Genomic DNA, 14,581 nt, shown 5'->3' with positions numbered 1-14,581 from the left:
GGCTCCCGAACCGTCGTAGGGCGGTCCCCCGCTGGTCACAGTAAGGCGAGCACCCTGCGCGCGATCTCCCTGCCGATCGGCAGCGACGCGGTCGCGGCCGGGGACGGCGCGTTCAGTACGTGGACCGTGCGCGGCCCCGACGCGAAGCGGAAGTCGTCCACCAGCGCCCCGTCCGGCAGCACCGCCTGGGCCCGCACCCCCGCCTGCGCCGGACGCAGGTCCGCCTCGTCGACCGCCGGCAGCAGCCGCCGCACCGCCTGCGTGAACGCCCTGCGGGAGAGGGAGCGGCGGAGTTCGCCGGCGCCGTAGCGCCAGTGGCGGCGGGCGATGCGCCAGCTGCCGGGGTACGTGAGCGTGGCCGCGGCGTCGCGGGGGCTCAGGCTCGTACGGGTGTAGCCCTCCCGGGCCAGCGCGGGGACGGCGTTCGGGCCGAGGTGGACGGCGCCGTCGATGCCGCGGGTGAGGTGGACGCCGAGGAACGGGAACGCGGGGTCCGGAACGGGGTAGACGAGGCCGCGCACGAGGTCGGCGGCGTCCGGCGCCAGCTCGTAGTACTCGCCGCGGAACGGGACGATCCGCAGCCCGGGGCGGTCGCCGGCGAGGCGGGCGATGCGGTCGGAGTGCAGGCCGGCGCAGTTGACGAGCGCCCGGGCGCGTACCACCTCGCCGGCGGCGGTGCGGACGGCGATGCCCGGGCGGGTGCCGGTGTCGGTGCGGGGGGTGATGCCGGTCGCTTCTTCCGGGGCGGCCTCGCCTGCCTCGCCTGTCCCGTCTGCTTCGTCGTTCGTACGGGCCCGGCCGTCGCCCGGCCGCCTCGCGATCACCCGCACCTCCGCCCCGTACCGGACCTCCGCTCCCCCCTCCCGCGCCAGCTCCGCCAGCCGCCGCGCCACCGCCCGGAAGTCGCACACCCCCGTCGTCGCCACGTGCAGCGCGGCCAGCCCGCGCACATGCGGCTCGTACTCCCTGATCTGCGCCGGCCCCAGCTCCCGCACCGGGATGCCGTTCTCGCGCCCGCGCTGCGCCAGGGCGTGCAGGCGCGGCAGCTCGTCCCGGCCGGTCGCGACGACGATCTTGCCGGTGACCGCGTGCGGCAGTCCGTTTTCGGTGCAGAACTCGACCATCTCCGCGGCGCCCTGCACCGCGTAGCGCGCCTTGAGCGAGCCCGGCCGGTAGTACAGCCCGCTGTGGATCACGCCGCTGTTGCGCCCGGTCTGGTGCTGCGCCGGGCCGGGCTCCTTCTCCAGGACGACGACGCGGACGCCGGGGGCGGCGCGCGTGAGCGCGTACGCCGTGGAGAGGCCGACGATGCCGGCGCCGATCACGAGTACGTCGCAGTCGTCGGCCATGTCACCTCCGGCAGGGGCCCCGCCCCATCATCTCAAGGCCGGACGGGCCACCGCCAAGCCCGGGGAAAAAGCCCGGGGGCCGAGCCCGCCGCCGAACCGCGGGCCCGCCTGGCCGCGCCCGCCGCCCAGCCCTCGCTACAGCGGCAGCCGCGGCGGCACCCCGCCCGCCACCGCCCGCTGCCGCGGCGCCGCGTCGCCCGTCCAGCACGACCCGCGCCGCATCAGCAGCCGCTGCAGCCACAGCTCCGTCGAGACCAGCTCCGCAAGCCCGCCCAGCGGCAGCGGCTCGCCGTCCGCCGCCGCGCGCAGCGCCTTGCGTACGACCCGGCCCTCCACCAGCCCCGCGTCCGCCAGCAGCGGCCGGTGGAAGAGGTCGGCCAGCTCCGTCGAGGCGCGGCGCAGGCCGATGCGCTCCGCCGACGCCGCTGCCGCCGCGGGTCCTGTGGTCGCGCCCCAGCCCGGCGGCAGGCCGCGGATGCCCGCGCCGTCGAGCACGGCGCCGAGCACCGCCGCCCGCGCGCCCGGCTGGACGCGCAGCGTCTCGGGCAGGGCCCGGCAGGCCCGTACGACCTGGTTGTCGAGGAACGGCGCGTGCAACCGCTGGAACCTGACCTCCGCCGCCTGCTCGAAGACGCGGTAGTCCGCGCCCAGTTGCGCCAGCGCGGCGGCGGCGCGGCGCTCGCCGGGGCGGCCGCTGCCGTCCCCGTTCGCCGTACCGGCGTAGCCCCGGAGCCGTACCGCCACCTCGGCCAGCGCCTCACCCGTCAGCCACCGCGCCGCCGGCCCGGGCCGGCACCAGCTCAGCGCGGCGAGCGACGCGTCGAGCGCGCCCCGGCCGCGCCCGGGCCCGCCGAGCCCGCCCGCGGGGTCGTCGAGGAGCGCCTCTGCGCCTTCGTTGATGCCTTCCCAGTACGTCGTACGGGCCAGCCGGCGGGCCGCGCGGTAGACCGTCAGCGGCGCCAGCACCGACCCCTCCGCGCGCGCCAGCGCCGTGACGGGCCGGAACAGCGAGCGGCGCCGGCGGTCCAGCAGCAGGTCGGCGAGCCGGGCCGGGTGGGCGTCGAGGACCTCGCGGGCGCCGACGCCCACGAGGTGGTCGGCGCTGCCCGCGGTCAGCCGGCGGCGGTGCCGGGCGGCGGCGACCAGGGAGGGCCCCGGCTCGTCGGTCAGCGGCATGCTCTCCAGGTCCGCGTACGGCAGCGCCGCCTCGCCGGCGGCCACCACGACGTGGTGCAGCCGCGGGTTGGCGGCGATGGTGCGGGCCCGCTCCAGCTCGGCTTCGTCGGCCCGTGCCGTCAGGTCGTTGAACGTCACGGCCACCAGCCGCTCGCCCTGCCCCGGTCCCAGCCCCGGCGGCGTACCGGGCGCGCCGGGCAGGCCGGCGGCGAGCAGCGCGAGGGTGCCGGAGGCGATGCCGCCGGACAGGTCGGCGCCGATGCCGGGGGCCGGGCCGCGGGCGGCGCGCCGGTCGGCCGGGCCCATGCCGGGTACGGGGCCGGGGTCGAGGCCGCCGTAGCCGGGTTCCGGCGCGTGGCGCGGGGCGGCCAGCCGGGCGCGTACGGACTCCACGAGCGCCTCGCGTACGCCCGCCACCGCCGGTTCGGCGTCGAGCGACGGGGCGGCGACGGCGAGGGAGGCGCGCGGCTCGTAGCCGGTGATCTCCTTCGCGCCCTCGCGGAGGATGAGCGCGTGGCCGGGGGGTGCGCGGTGCACGCCGGAGTACGGCGTGCCGTCGCCGAGGGCCTCCGGTACGTCGGGGCAGGCGAGTTGGGCGGCGAGGTGGGAGACGTCCAGCTCGGCTTCGATGAGGTCGGCGAGCGGCAGTGCGGCGGTCGCGTACGCCGTGCCGCCGTCCCAGGCGGCGTGGAAGACGGGGCGCGCGCCGGCGAGGTCGCCGAGGACGGTGGTGCGGCGGCCGACCTGCGCGACGGCGGTGTACCCGCCGGACCAGGCGGTCAGGTGCCGTACGGCACCGCCGCGCGCGGACAGCAGGCCCACGCGGAGCTGGTCGTCGCTCGCGCCGCAGGTGCCGAAGACCGCGAGGCGGATCAGCGGGGCGACGTCGACGACCCGGATCTCGTCCGGCCGCCAGTCGCCGACCGCCCACAGCGGATCCGGGCCGCCCCAGACGAGTTGGGCGCCGACGGGATGGAGGTCGTAGTCGTCGGCGGACTGGGCGCCGTCGAGGAACGAGGGCGCGGCGGCGGAACTGCTCCACCCCACCAACCACCGCATGCGCGCCTCCTCGTGGGCAACTGGGGACGTATCGGCATATGCCAAGCGAGCCAGGCGAGCCGGGCGATCGGCATCAACTCCGCCACGCTCAGGGCGTACTGCCGCTTCGTCAGGACCAATGCTGCCACGAGAGGGGCGCATGTGAGTGGATGCGGTCGCGCGGGAGTCTGCCTGTCACGGCCGGAAGCGCCCCCGGGTGTCGTCGAGGCAAGCAAGCGGAAGGCAGGCGACCCGCGGAGGGGAGGGATCGAACGGACCGCGGGCGGAGGGCGAACAGACCCGAGTCAGAAGATCGAACGGGCGCCGCGGGCCCGCCCCCGTGCGCCGTCCGGAACCCGGTACGCGCGCCCGATCGGTGCCCGGACTCCGGTGCGACCGTCCCGTACGCCCGGATCTACACCCGTCGTGAAGGGCGTCATTCAGCCATTCTGTACACGGCGCAATCCCGGCCAACCAAGGCCGCCGTACGGGCTTGTGCGGTCCGGGAAGCGTCCCGCGCTCCCCGGACCGTGAGCCGCCGCCCGCGGGGATGAATGACGGCGGAGTTCCCCAGGCCCGCCGCTTTCCCAGGCGCGGCGAGCCGACCCACGGACAACCAGCCAAGCGTGCGGGGCCCTTTGCGGCGAGAGCGCACGTACGGCGCACCGCCACACGACCCCGGAGCACGCGCGCTGCAATCCCGCCATCCGGAAACATTCCTCTTAACGGTCGGGATCCGGCGAACTACGCTGGGTGCATATGCGACCCGGCCGGATCCCCACCTGCCGGACGGGAGCCGTCGGTGGTCGAGGGGTGTGCATGTCCAGGACGCCACGCGGGCCTAACGAGAAGCTGGGCCACATGCTCGCGCTCGCCGGGATCAGCAACGCCGGACTCGCCCGCCGGGTCAATGACCTCGGCGCGCAGCGCGGCATGACGCTTCGGTACGACAAGACGTCCGTCGCCCGGTGGGTGACGAAGGGGATGGTGCCGCAGGGCGCCGCGCCCCACCTCATCGCCACCGCCATCGCCGGCAAGCTCGGCCGCCCCGTGCCGCTGCACGAGATAGGGCTCGCCGACACGGACCCGGCGCCCGAAGTCGGCCTCGCGTTCCCGCGCGACGTCGGCGAGGCGGTGCGCTCGGCCACCGAGCTGTACCGGCTCGACCTCGCCGGGCGGCGCGCCGGCAGCGGCGGCATATGGCAGAGCCTCGCCGGTTCCTTCGCCGTCAGTGCGTACGCGACGCCCGCCTCCCGCTGGCTGATCACGCCGGCCGACGGCTCGGTCGCCCGCGGCCTCGACGGCGCCGACGCGCAGCACGCGCCCGCGGCCGAAGGGGCCGATCCGCGGCGCGTGGGGCACAGCGACGTCGCCAAGCTGCGCGACGCGGCGGAGGAGGCGCGGCGCTGGGACTCCAAGTACGGCGGCGGCGACTGGCGGGCGTCGATGGTGCCGGAGTGCCTGCGGGTCGACGCGACGCCGCTGCTGCTCGGCGCGTACACCGACGAGGTCGGGCGCTCGCTCTTCGGCGCGACGGCGGAACTGACGCGGCTCGCCGGGTGGATGGCCTTCGACACCGGCCAGCAGGAGGCCGCCCAGCGGTACTACATCCAGGCGCTGCGGCTGGCGCGGGCGGCGGCGGACGTGCCGCTCGGGGGGTACGTCCTGGCGTCGATGTCGCTCCAGGCGACGTACCGCGGCTTCGCCGACGAGGGCGTGGATCTCGCCCAGGCCGCGATCGAGCGCAACAGGGGGTTGGCGACGGCGCGTGCGATGAGCTTCTTCCACCTCGTCGAGGCGCGGGCGCACGCCCGCGCACAGGACGAGCCGTCCTGCGGCACGGCCCTGGCGGCGGCGGAGAGCTGGCTGGAGCGCGCCCGCGAAGGCGACCCGGACCCGGCCTGGCTCGACTTCTACGCCTACGACCGGCTGGCCGCCGACGCCGCCGAGTGCTACCGCGACCTGCGGGTACCGCGCCAGGTGCGGTACTTCACGGAACAGGCGCTGGCGCGGCCGACGGAGGCGTTCGTACGCTCGCACGGGCTGCGGCTGATCGTCGCCGCGGTCGCGGAGCTGGAGTCGGGCAACCTGGACGCGGCGTGCGCGCAGGGCACACGGGCGGTGGAGGTCGCGGGCCGGATCTCCTCGGCGCGGACGACCGAGTACGTGAAGGACCTCCTGGCCCGGCTGGAGCCCTACGGCGACGAGCCGATCGTCGCGGAACTCCGCGAGCGCGCCCGGCCGTTGCTGGTCGCCCCGGCGTAGGGGCGTACGCGCCGGGCGCTCGGCGGCGTCGCGTGTCGAACGTCGTGCGCGGGGAGGGCCAGGGCCGAGGCGCCACGCCCCCCGCCCCCCGGCCAGGTGTCGGACGGCGGGCTCAGCGGCAGTCGATGACCGAATCGGCCCAGTCCGTCAGCACAGGGGTGTGCGCGGGGTGCTGCGGTTCGGCCTCCAGCCGGATCGTCTCCGTCCCGGCCGGCAGGCCCACGTCGACCACGGCCGCCTCCTCGCCCGCCGCGACCCAGTCCGAGCGCCACAGCCGCGCGTCGTCGCCGTAGACGCTGAACCTGGCCGCGCCCAGGCGGTACATCATGTCGTCGATGCCGGCCGCCGCCCGGTAGCGGGTGCAGGCGCGGTTCAGCTCGATCGTCAGCGACGACTCCGCCTGCACCGTCACGCCGTGGGCGTACGTCCGGCCGCCGACGTCCAACTCCTCGCGCTGCCACCACCAGCCGCTGCGGTCCGCGACGATCTCCGGCTCCGTGCCGTCGCCGAAGACGTCGGACGCGAGCCCGGCCACGCGGTACGGCTCGGCGGGGGGAGGCGGCGGCGGTGGGGGAGGCGTGCTCGGCGGCGGGGTGGGCGTCGGGGTCGGCGTGGGCGTGGGCGTCGGGGTGGGGGAGGGGGAGGGCTCCTCCGGGGGCGGGGGCGGGGGCGGGGTGGGGGGCGGCGTCGGCGTGGGCTCCGCCGGCTCCGGGGCGGGGGGCGGGGGAGTGGGCTCCGGGCTCTTCGCGGGCGGGGGCTCAGGGGGCGGCGCGGGGGCCGAGGTGGCGGGCGGGTTGGCGACCGGCTCCTTCTCGCCGCCGCCGCCCGACAGCACGAGCGCCAGCGCCGCTGCCGCGGCCGCCACGACGATGCCCGCCGCCGCCGCGACCTTGACCGGCGCACCGACTCCCTCGCCCGCCACGGCACCGGCGCCGCCGGCCGCGCCCGCACCGCCCCCGCCGCCGGCCCCGACGCCGCTCGCCGCCGCCGCGGCGCCCGCGCCGGTGGCGCCCGCCGCCCCCGCGCCGGCGCCGACACCCGCGAACCCGGCGGCCTTCGCCGCCGCGGCCGACGCGAACCAGCCGACCACCGCGACCGGAAGCAGCGTGCTGAGCCGGGAGTTGACGTCCGCGACCTCCACGGCCGCCATGCGGCACCGGGCGCAGTCGTCCAGGTGCTTGCGCAGCCCCCGCTCGGCGCGCATCCGCAGCCCGCCGCGCGCGTACGCGCCGAGCCGGTCCGCGTACCGGGCGCAGTCGCCGCCCGCGGTGAGCGCGGTGGAGACGTGCGCCTGGAGGTACGCCTGCTTGAGGCCCTCGCGGGCGCGATGCGCGAGCACGGCGGTGGCGTTGGCGGTGAGCCCGAGCAGCGGCGCGACCTGGCTGGGCGACTCGTCTTCCACCGTCGTGTGCCAGAGCACCGTCTGCCAGCGCTCGGGCAGGCTGCGGAACGCCTGCACCGCCATCGACTGCTCGGCCTCGTGCATGGCGCGCACGTCGGCGCCGAGGTCGAGGGTGTCGTCGTCGGAGGCCGGGCGCGCGGCCTGGGTCGCGAAGAGGGCGAAGTCGTCGACGAGCTGCTCGCGCTTGGCGGTCTTCGCCCAGGCGGCGGCGACCCGCCGCACGGTGGTCAGCAGATACGCCCGTACCGCGGTCTCCGGTCCGGCGCCGCCGCGGACCGCCTGCAGCGTGCGTGCGAACACCTCGGCGGTGAGGTCGTCGGCGGTGTGCGAGTCGCGGCAGCAGGTACGCGCGTACCGGCGGACCGCCGGGGCGTGCCGCTCATACAGCTCCTCGTACGCGCTGTCGTCGCCCGTACGCATCCGGGCGACCAACTCCGTGTCGGAGGGCAGGGGGCCGGTGACCCCCTCGTCCCGCCGCTCACGCTGCTTCGGGATGGCCCCCACGGCCTCGCCGGACGCCGCCTCGCCGGCCCCGTCGGGTGCAGCACCCTCACCACCGGCGGCACGCCCGCGATCGTCCGGATCGTCAACTGCCATGCCGCAAGCTCCCGTAGACGCTCGTCCCACCCGTCATTTCGGGTGAGCGTGTCACAACGGGCCCTGCCTGCCGCCGCGTTGAACGGCCAACCACCCGTTGGGGGGTTTTCCGCGCCGCGACGCACTAGCGGTCACGCTTTCGGGGTAGACATCGGCCTCGCTTGACGAGGGGCTGCCGCGGTGGCCACGCCGGCCACGGCCGCCGGCCGCCGTCGACAGGCACCCTCACGGGCGACCCCGTCAACACGGGCCACCGCCGACGGGGCCACCCGTCAAGGGGAACCCCCCGCCGGGGCCGCCAGGGCACGCCGGGAAACCCCGGCGCACCCCCGTCGAGGCGACCTGCCCGCTCAGCTCTCCGCGTGCGGCCGCAGCCCGTCCAGCAGGATGTCCAGCAGCCGCGCGGACGCGACCGCCTGCTGCTCCGGGTCCGGCAGGGACGGCGCCGCGGTGGCTATGACCAGCAGCACGTCCGACACCGACACGTCCGCGCGCAGCGACCCCGCGTCCCGGGCACGCGCCACCAACTGCCCGACCACGTCGAGCAGCGCCGCCGCGTCCGTACCGCCGACGCTCGCGCTCTCCGCACCCGCGCCCTCGGCCGCACCCGCGACCGCCTCACCGGGCCCGCCGGGCTGCGGCGCCGAGCCGTCCGGCGAGGGCCGCTGCTGCGGCACCCGCGGCTCTTCCTCCGGCGCCTTCGCCGTCACGCCGAGCACCTGCGGCGGCAGCAGCCGCCCGGCCCCGGAGTCGACGGAGGCGCGCAGGAAGCGGGCCAGTGCGGCCCACGGCTCGTCCTCCTGCTGAAGTGCCGCGCGGGCCTGCTCGGTCAGCCGCGCGGTCTCCGCCTCGGCGATGCGCTTGACCAGCACTTCCTTGCTCGGGAAGCGGCGGTACACCGTGCCTACGCCGACCCTGGCGCGACGGGCGACGTCCTCCATCGGAGCGCCGTAGCCCAGCTCCCCGAAGACCTCGCGCGCGGCGCGCAGGACGTGCTCCAGATTGCGCTGCGCGTCGACCCGCAGCGCCGATCGGCCATTCGTCGACAGCCCGCCCGAAGTGTCCGATCCCGTCATGTTTGCCGACAGACGACTGCTCTGAACCTGCATCTCTGTTTCCCCCGGTTATGACAGTCTCCCCCCGGAGACTCCCCACCCTGCTTACCGGAGTGCATCTGGTCGGGCCACTCCGGCTCGTACGAACATAGTTCAGCAGAAGTCAAGAGAGAAGGGGCTGTGGATAAGGATCGGCCGCGGGTCGGACACCTCGGGCGCCGGAAATCCTTCCCCTGCCTGTGGACAAAAGTCCGAACGCGGTGCGTCATGGGTGTTCCGAGGTCGCCGTGCGCGGCCTCCCCCCGGGCCCGCACCGCCGCCGGCGGCGCGCGGCGAGGCCGGGCCCCAGGCGGGACCCCAGGCAGGAGGTTGCCCATGACGGATCCGACGCGCGTGCTCGTCGTCGGCGGCGGCAACGTCGGGATGGCCGTGGCGCTACGGCTGCAGAAGCAGCTCGGCAGGCAGCTCAAGAGCGGCGCGGCGCAGATCACCGTGGTCGCACCCGACCCGTACATGACCTACCAGCCCTTCCTCGCCGAGGCCGCCGCCGGCTCCGTCCAGCCGCGCCACGTCGTGGTGCCGCTGCGTCGCGTGCTGCCCCGCTGCCGCGTGCTCGCCGGGCGCGTGACCTCCGTCGACCACCCCGAGCGCACCGCCTGCGTCGCGACGCTCGCCACCGAGGAGACCGGCGAGCCGCCCCTGGAGCTGGCGTACGACCAGATCGTGCTGGTGCCCGGGTCCGTCTCGCGGGTGCTGCCGGTGCCCGGGCTCGCCGAGCACGGCATCGGCTTCACCTCGATCGAGGAGGCCATCGGCCTGCGCAACCACGTCCTCGAACAACTGGACATCGCCTCCTCCACCCGCGACGCGGCCGTCCGCGAGGCCGCTCTGACGTTCGTGTTCGTGGGGGGCGGCTACGCCGGCGTGGAAGCACTCGCCGAGCTCGAAGACATGGCGCGCTACGCCACCCGCTACTACACCGGCGTACGCCCCCAGGACATGCGCTGGGTACTCGTCGAGGCCGGCGACCGCATCCTGCCGGAGGTCGGCGAGCGACTCGGCGAGTACGCCGTACGCCGGCTGCGCGAACGCGGCATCGACGTACGCCTGGAGACCCGCCTGTCGAGCTGCACGGACCGCGTCGCCCGCCTCGGCGACGGCGCCCGCTTCCCCACCCGCACGCTCGTATGGACCGCCGGCGTCCGCCCCCACCCCGTCCTCGCCGCCACCGGCCTGCCCCGCAACGAACGCGGGCGCCTGCGCTGCACCGCCGACCTCCGCGTCGAGGGCGAGGACGCCGCCTGGTCCGCCGGCGACGCCGCCGCCGTACCGGACCTCACCACCGACGGGCCCGGCGCGCTCTGCGCCCCCAACGCCCAGCACGCCGTCCGCCAGGCCCGCGTCCTCGCCGACAACCTGGCCGCCTCCCTGCGCGGCGCACCCCTGCGCGACTACCGGCACCGCTACGCCGGCTCCGTCGCCTCCCTCGGCCTCCACAAAGGCATTGCCCATGTGTACGGCCGCCGACTGAAGGGCTACCCTGCCTGGCTCATGCACCGTGCGTACCACCTGGGCAAGCTCCCGACCGTGGGCCGCAAGGCCCACGTGCTCGCCGAGTGGACGCTCGCCGGACTGTTCAAACGGGAGGTCGTCGCCCTCGGCTCGCTGGAACATCCGCGGGCGGAATTCGAACTCGCCACCCGGTCGGGCCGCGGCCCTGACCACGACTGAGGCGGGCATGTGACCATGGACGGGCACGAAGCGGCACGGAGCGAAACGAACGACCAACGAGTGGACCTGGGACTGGCACGCTTGAACTTCACGCGCTGGAGCCCCCGGCTCCCCGGATCCCCGCGCCGCACCGCCGCCGCGCGGGGGTTCCGCGGTGCCGTCCCCTCCGCCCGCGCCGGGCGGCCGGGCCGCCGGGGCGCGGCGGAACCGAACCCCGGCATCGAGCCGGACGCCGACCCCGGCGGTACGGCGAGCGGCGGCGGCGACGCGGCACCACCGGAACCCGAGGCGAGGCTCGACGCCGACCCCGGCATCGAGCTGCCGGTCAGCGCCACCCTCGGCCGGCTGCCGGCACCCGTCGCGGTCGTCCACGGCCCCGACCACCGCATCGCGTACGTCAACGACGCCTACGCGGCCGTCTTCGGTGCCCGTTCCCCGGGCCGCCCCGCCCGCGACGCGCTGCCCGAACTCGCCGAGCTGGGGCTGCTGCCGCTGATGGACCAGGTGCTGCGCAGCGGCACCCGGCGCACCGTCAAGGCCCGCCGCGCCCCCGACGCCCGCTCGTACACGTTCACCTGCAGCCCCATCGACGTCGGCGAGAGCGGCGGCGTCCTCGTCTCCGCCGCCGACGTCACCGACCAGGTGGAGGCCGCGGAGCGGCTGCGCGCCGGCGAGCGCATGCAGCGCGAGGCCGCGGTCGCCCTGCAGCGCAGCCTGCTGCCGGAGGAGCTGGAGCAGCCGGACGACCTGCGGGTCGCGGCCAAGTACCAGCCCGGCGGCACCGACGCAGCCGTCGGCGGCGACTGGTACGACGTCATCACCCTCGGCGCCGGCCGCACGGCGATGGTCATCGGCGACGTCATGGGCCGCGGCGTCCGCGCCGCCGCCGTCATGGGCCAGCTGCGCACCGCGGTACGCGCGTACGCGCGCCTGGACCTCCCGCCGCACGAGGTGCTGCAACTCCTCGACGGCCTCGCCGCGGAGATCGACCCGAACCAGATCGCCACGTGCGCGTACGCCGTCCACGACCCGCACGAGGGCCGCCTGGTGCACGCCTCCGCGGGCCACGTGCCGATCCTCATCCGCGACGCCGACGGCACCGTGCGCCGCGTCGACGAGCCCACCGGCCCGCCGCTCGGCACCGGCGGCTGGGTGCACAGCTCCGCCGAGCTGCCCTTCCCGCCGGGATCGACCGCCGTCCTCTACACCGACGGCCTCATCGAGCGCCGCGGGCAGGACATCGAGGAGGGCGTGAACGCGCTCGTGAGCGCGTTCGCGGGCGCCACCGGCGCACCGAGCGTCGTCTGCGACCGCCTCATCCGCGCCCTCGGCGTCACCGCGGAGCACGACGACGACGTCGCCGTGCTGGTGCTGGAGCACCCGCTGCGCGACGGCGGCGAGGCCGAGCTGTTCCGCAGCGCGGCGCTGGACCTCCTCGGCGGCGTCGAGGCGGCACCGCGCGCCCGCGCCTTCGCGGACGGCGTCCTGGCGAGCTGGCGCTTCCCGGCGGAGCTGCGCGAGCTGGGCGTGCTGGCGGCCAGCGAACTGGTCGCCAACTCCCTGCAGCACGGCTCCCCGCCGATGCGGCTGCGCCTGCGGCGTACGGACCGGCGGCTCATCGTCGAGGTCACCGACGGCGACGACCGCCTGCCCCGCCGCCGCCAGGCCGAGCCCGGCGACGAGAACGGCCGCGGCATCTCCATCGTCGCCACGATCGCCACGAGCTGGGGCTCACGCCGCACGCTGGGCGGCGGCAAGGCGGTGTGGTGCGAGTTCGCCCTGCCGGGCGGGCACCGCCACTGAAGCCGCGTACGCGGCAGGAACGCCCGCGCGGGCACACGCCCCGCGCGGGCACGCCCGCTACGCCGCCTGCACAGGCGCCGGCTCCACTCCGGCCGCGGCCGGCTTGTGGGACGCCACCTGCACGGTGCCCGCGAGCCGGGGGCAGTCCTGCACCGGCGTCAGCCGCTTGCCCAGCCGCAGCCCCATCACCGTGATGCCCAGCGAGGCCACGACGAGCATCGAGATGTACACCCCGTACGCCCCGGCCCCGGCGAGCAGCCCGCCGACCGCCGGCCCGATCGCCAACGCCAGCTGCTTGACCAGTGCGAACACCGAGTTGTACTGCCCGATGTGGGAACTCGGCGCCAGATCGGCCACCAGCGGCGCCACGGTCGGCGACAGCATCGCCTCACCGAGCCCGAAGAGCGCGTACGTGGAGATGATCGCCGCCGTCGCCATCGCCTGCCCGCCGGCCACCCACCCCGAGGCCCCGGCCATCAGCCACGCGAACGTCCAGATGAGCCCGACCGCCGCGATGACCCGGCTGCGTCGCCGCCGCTCCACGAGCCGCAGCACGGCGAACTGCGCCACGACGATCACCGCGGTGTTCGCCGCCAGCGCCAACCCGAGCGTCGACGGGGATATCCCCGACACCTCGACCGCGAAGGCCGACAGCCCCGACTCGAACTGCCCGTAGCAGGCGAAGAACATCACGAAGCCCAGCACGCACAGCCACACCATCGCCCGGTCGGCGAGCAGCACCCGCCACCGCCCCCGGGCACCCTCGCCCGCGGGCCCCGCTGCCGCCCGCGCCGCGCGCGGCAGCCGCACCGTGGCGACCACGGCACCGAGCACCAGGAACATCACCGACTCGATGGCGAAGAGCCGCACGAACGACCCCGCGTGCTCCTCGTCCACGAGCAGCCCGCCGAGCAGCCCGCCGAGGCCGATGCCGAGGTTGTTCAGGAAGAACTGCGTCGCGAACGCCCGCGACCGGGTCGCCGGCGTCGAGCACCATACGATCATCGTCGCCAGCGCCGGCTGGATGACCGCCATCCCGGCGCCCATGACCAGGGTCGACGCGAGCACTATGGGCGCCGTCGAGGCCAGCCCCAGCGACAGCGCCCCGGCCGCGGCGGCGACCGTGCCGACGAGCGCCACCGGCAGGGGACCGCGCCGGTCGATCAACCGCCCGGTGAAGGGCAGCACGAGCAGCGCCGCCATGGCGAACCCGGCGAGCGCGACGCCCGCCGTGGTGGAGCCCAGGTCCCGCACACGCGAGACGTACAAGAACGTGTACGGCACCGTGAAGCCGTTGCCGAAGGCGCTCAGCGCGTTGCCCACCTGGATCCGGCGGAGGGCCGTCGTGCCGGACTCGCGTGTCACTACTCACCACCCATACACACGTCTGACCCGGCGCCCGCGAGCTACCAGGTCAAAGACTTCGATGCTAAAGTTCAGAGCTAAAGAGTACACGCCTGAGAACTTCGACGCGAACGAGATTGGTGGAATACTGCGCGCCATGTCCGACAGCGACGCCCCGGCCACCGATGCAGACCGGACGCCCACGCAGGAGCTGCGCTCGCTCGACGAGCAGATCGCGCTCTACCAGCGGGAGTTCCAGGACCTCGACCCCCAGGTCGAGCAGATCGTCTCCGCACTGAGCCGCCTCAACCGCCGCATGACCGTCGCCTACGGCCGCCACCTCTCCGACATCGGCGTCAACGGCGCCGAGTGGGAGGTGCTCAAGGCCCTCGTCCTCGCCGGCGCCCCCTACCAGCTCGGCCCGGGCGAGCTGGCGAAGCGCCTCGGCCTCACCCCCGCAGCGATGACCCACCGCATCGACCGCATGGTCACCGAGGGCCTGGTCACCCGCGAACGCGACGAGACCAACCGCGTCCGCGTCATCGTCGGCATCACGGAGCTGGGCCGGGACAAGTGGTTCGCGGTCATGCGCATGGGCACCGACTGGGAGGGGGACCTCCTCCAGGACCTCACCCCGACCGAACGCACCCTGCTCGGCGAGCTGCTCACCCGCCTCCTCCGCCGGGTGGAGGACGCCCAGCCCGACGCGAGCGGACGACTGTCCGATCTGGACTAGCCAAGATCGCGCTTGACACGGAGCACCTCGCTCCGTAATGTTCTTCGGGTTGCCACGGGGCCGGTTCGGTTCCGGAGTGCGACGG

General features: G+C 75.6%; 9 protein-coding genes. 4 read left to right on the top strand and 5 right to left on the bottom strand.

Features of this window, described 5'->3' with window-relative positions; genetic code table 11:
* Nucleotides 1–35: 35 nt before the first annotated feature.
* Both lhgD and LG396_RS35890 read right to left on the bottom strand, forming a co-directional pair.
* The gene (gene lhgD / locus LG396_RS35895) at nt 36–1,349 is read right to left on the bottom strand and encodes an L-2-hydroxyglutarate dehydrogenase (RefSeq protein WP_225797917.1); all 1,314 of its coding nucleotides are present in this window, start codon (nt 1,347–1,349) and stop codon (nt 36–38) included.
* Between the two features lie 135 nt (nt 1,350–1,484).
* A complete protein-coding gene (locus LG396_RS35890; RefSeq protein ID WP_225797916.1) occupies nt 1,485–3,584 on the bottom strand; it encodes an asparagine synthase-related protein in 2,100 nt (699 codons plus the stop codon).
* 798 nt (nt 3,585–4,382) lie between these two features.
* Between LG396_RS35890 and LG396_RS35885 the strand changes: the two genes are divergently transcribed.
* The gene (locus tag LG396_RS35885) at nt 4,383–5,828 is read left to right on the top strand and encodes an NsdA family TPR-like regulatory protein (RefSeq protein ID WP_026276611.1); all 1,446 of its coding nucleotides are present in this window, start codon (nt 4,383–4,385) and stop codon (nt 5,826–5,828) included.
* Between the two features lie 112 nt (nt 5,829–5,940).
* Here the strand turns inward: LG396_RS35885 and LG396_RS35880 are convergent, their stop codons facing one another.
* Nucleotides 5,941–7,827 carry a sigma-70 family RNA polymerase sigma factor gene (locus LG396_RS35880; protein ID WP_225797915.1) on the bottom strand — a complete coding sequence of 629 codons (1,887 nt, stop codon included), beginning with the start codon at nt 7,825–7,827 and terminating at the stop codon, nt 5,941–5,943.
* Between the two features lie 350 nt (nt 7,828–8,177).
* Nucleotides 8,178–8,903 carry a TetR/AcrR family transcriptional regulator gene (locus LG396_RS35875; RefSeq protein WP_225797914.1) on the bottom strand — a complete coding sequence of 242 codons (726 nt, stop codon included), beginning with the start codon at nt 8,901–8,903 and terminating at the stop codon, nt 8,178–8,180.
* 354 nt (nt 8,904–9,257) lie between these two features.
* On the opposite strand from LG396_RS35875, the gene LG396_RS35870 reads away from it, so the two are divergent.
* On the top strand, nt 9,258–10,613 hold the full coding sequence (locus LG396_RS35870) for an NAD(P)/FAD-dependent oxidoreductase (RefSeq protein ID WP_225797913.1): 1,356 nt from the start codon (nt 9,258–9,260) through the stop codon (nt 10,611–10,613).
* 81 nt (nt 10,614–10,694) lie between these two features.
* Nucleotides 10,695–12,416, top strand: coding sequence for an ATP-binding SpoIIE family protein phosphatase (locus LG396_RS35865; RefSeq protein WP_225797912.1), 1,722 nt, complete (start codon nt 10,695–10,697; stop codon nt 12,414–12,416).
* Nucleotides 12,417–12,473: 57 nt separating this feature from the next.
* Here the strand turns inward: LG396_RS35865 and LG396_RS35860 are convergent, their stop codons facing one another.
* Nucleotides 12,474–13,781, bottom strand: a complete 1,308-nt coding sequence (locus LG396_RS35860) for an MFS transporter (RefSeq protein WP_225797911.1) — start codon at nt 13,779–13,781, stop codon at nt 12,474–12,476.
* A gap of 136 nt (nt 13,782–13,917) precedes the next feature.
* On the opposite strand from LG396_RS35860, the gene LG396_RS35855 reads away from it, so the two are divergent.
* Nucleotides 13,918–14,496, top strand: coding sequence for a MarR family winged helix-turn-helix transcriptional regulator (locus LG396_RS35855; protein WP_225797910.1), 579 nt, complete (start codon nt 13,918–13,920; stop codon nt 14,494–14,496).
* Nucleotides 14,497–14,581 lie beyond the last annotated feature (85 nt).

This window comes from Streptomyces aculeolatus, assembly GCF_020400605.1.
GTDB lineage: Bacteria > Actinomycetota > Actinomycetes > Streptomycetales > Streptomycetaceae > Streptomyces > Streptomyces aculeolatus.
This window is presented reverse-complemented; position numbering and strand designations above follow the sequence as displayed.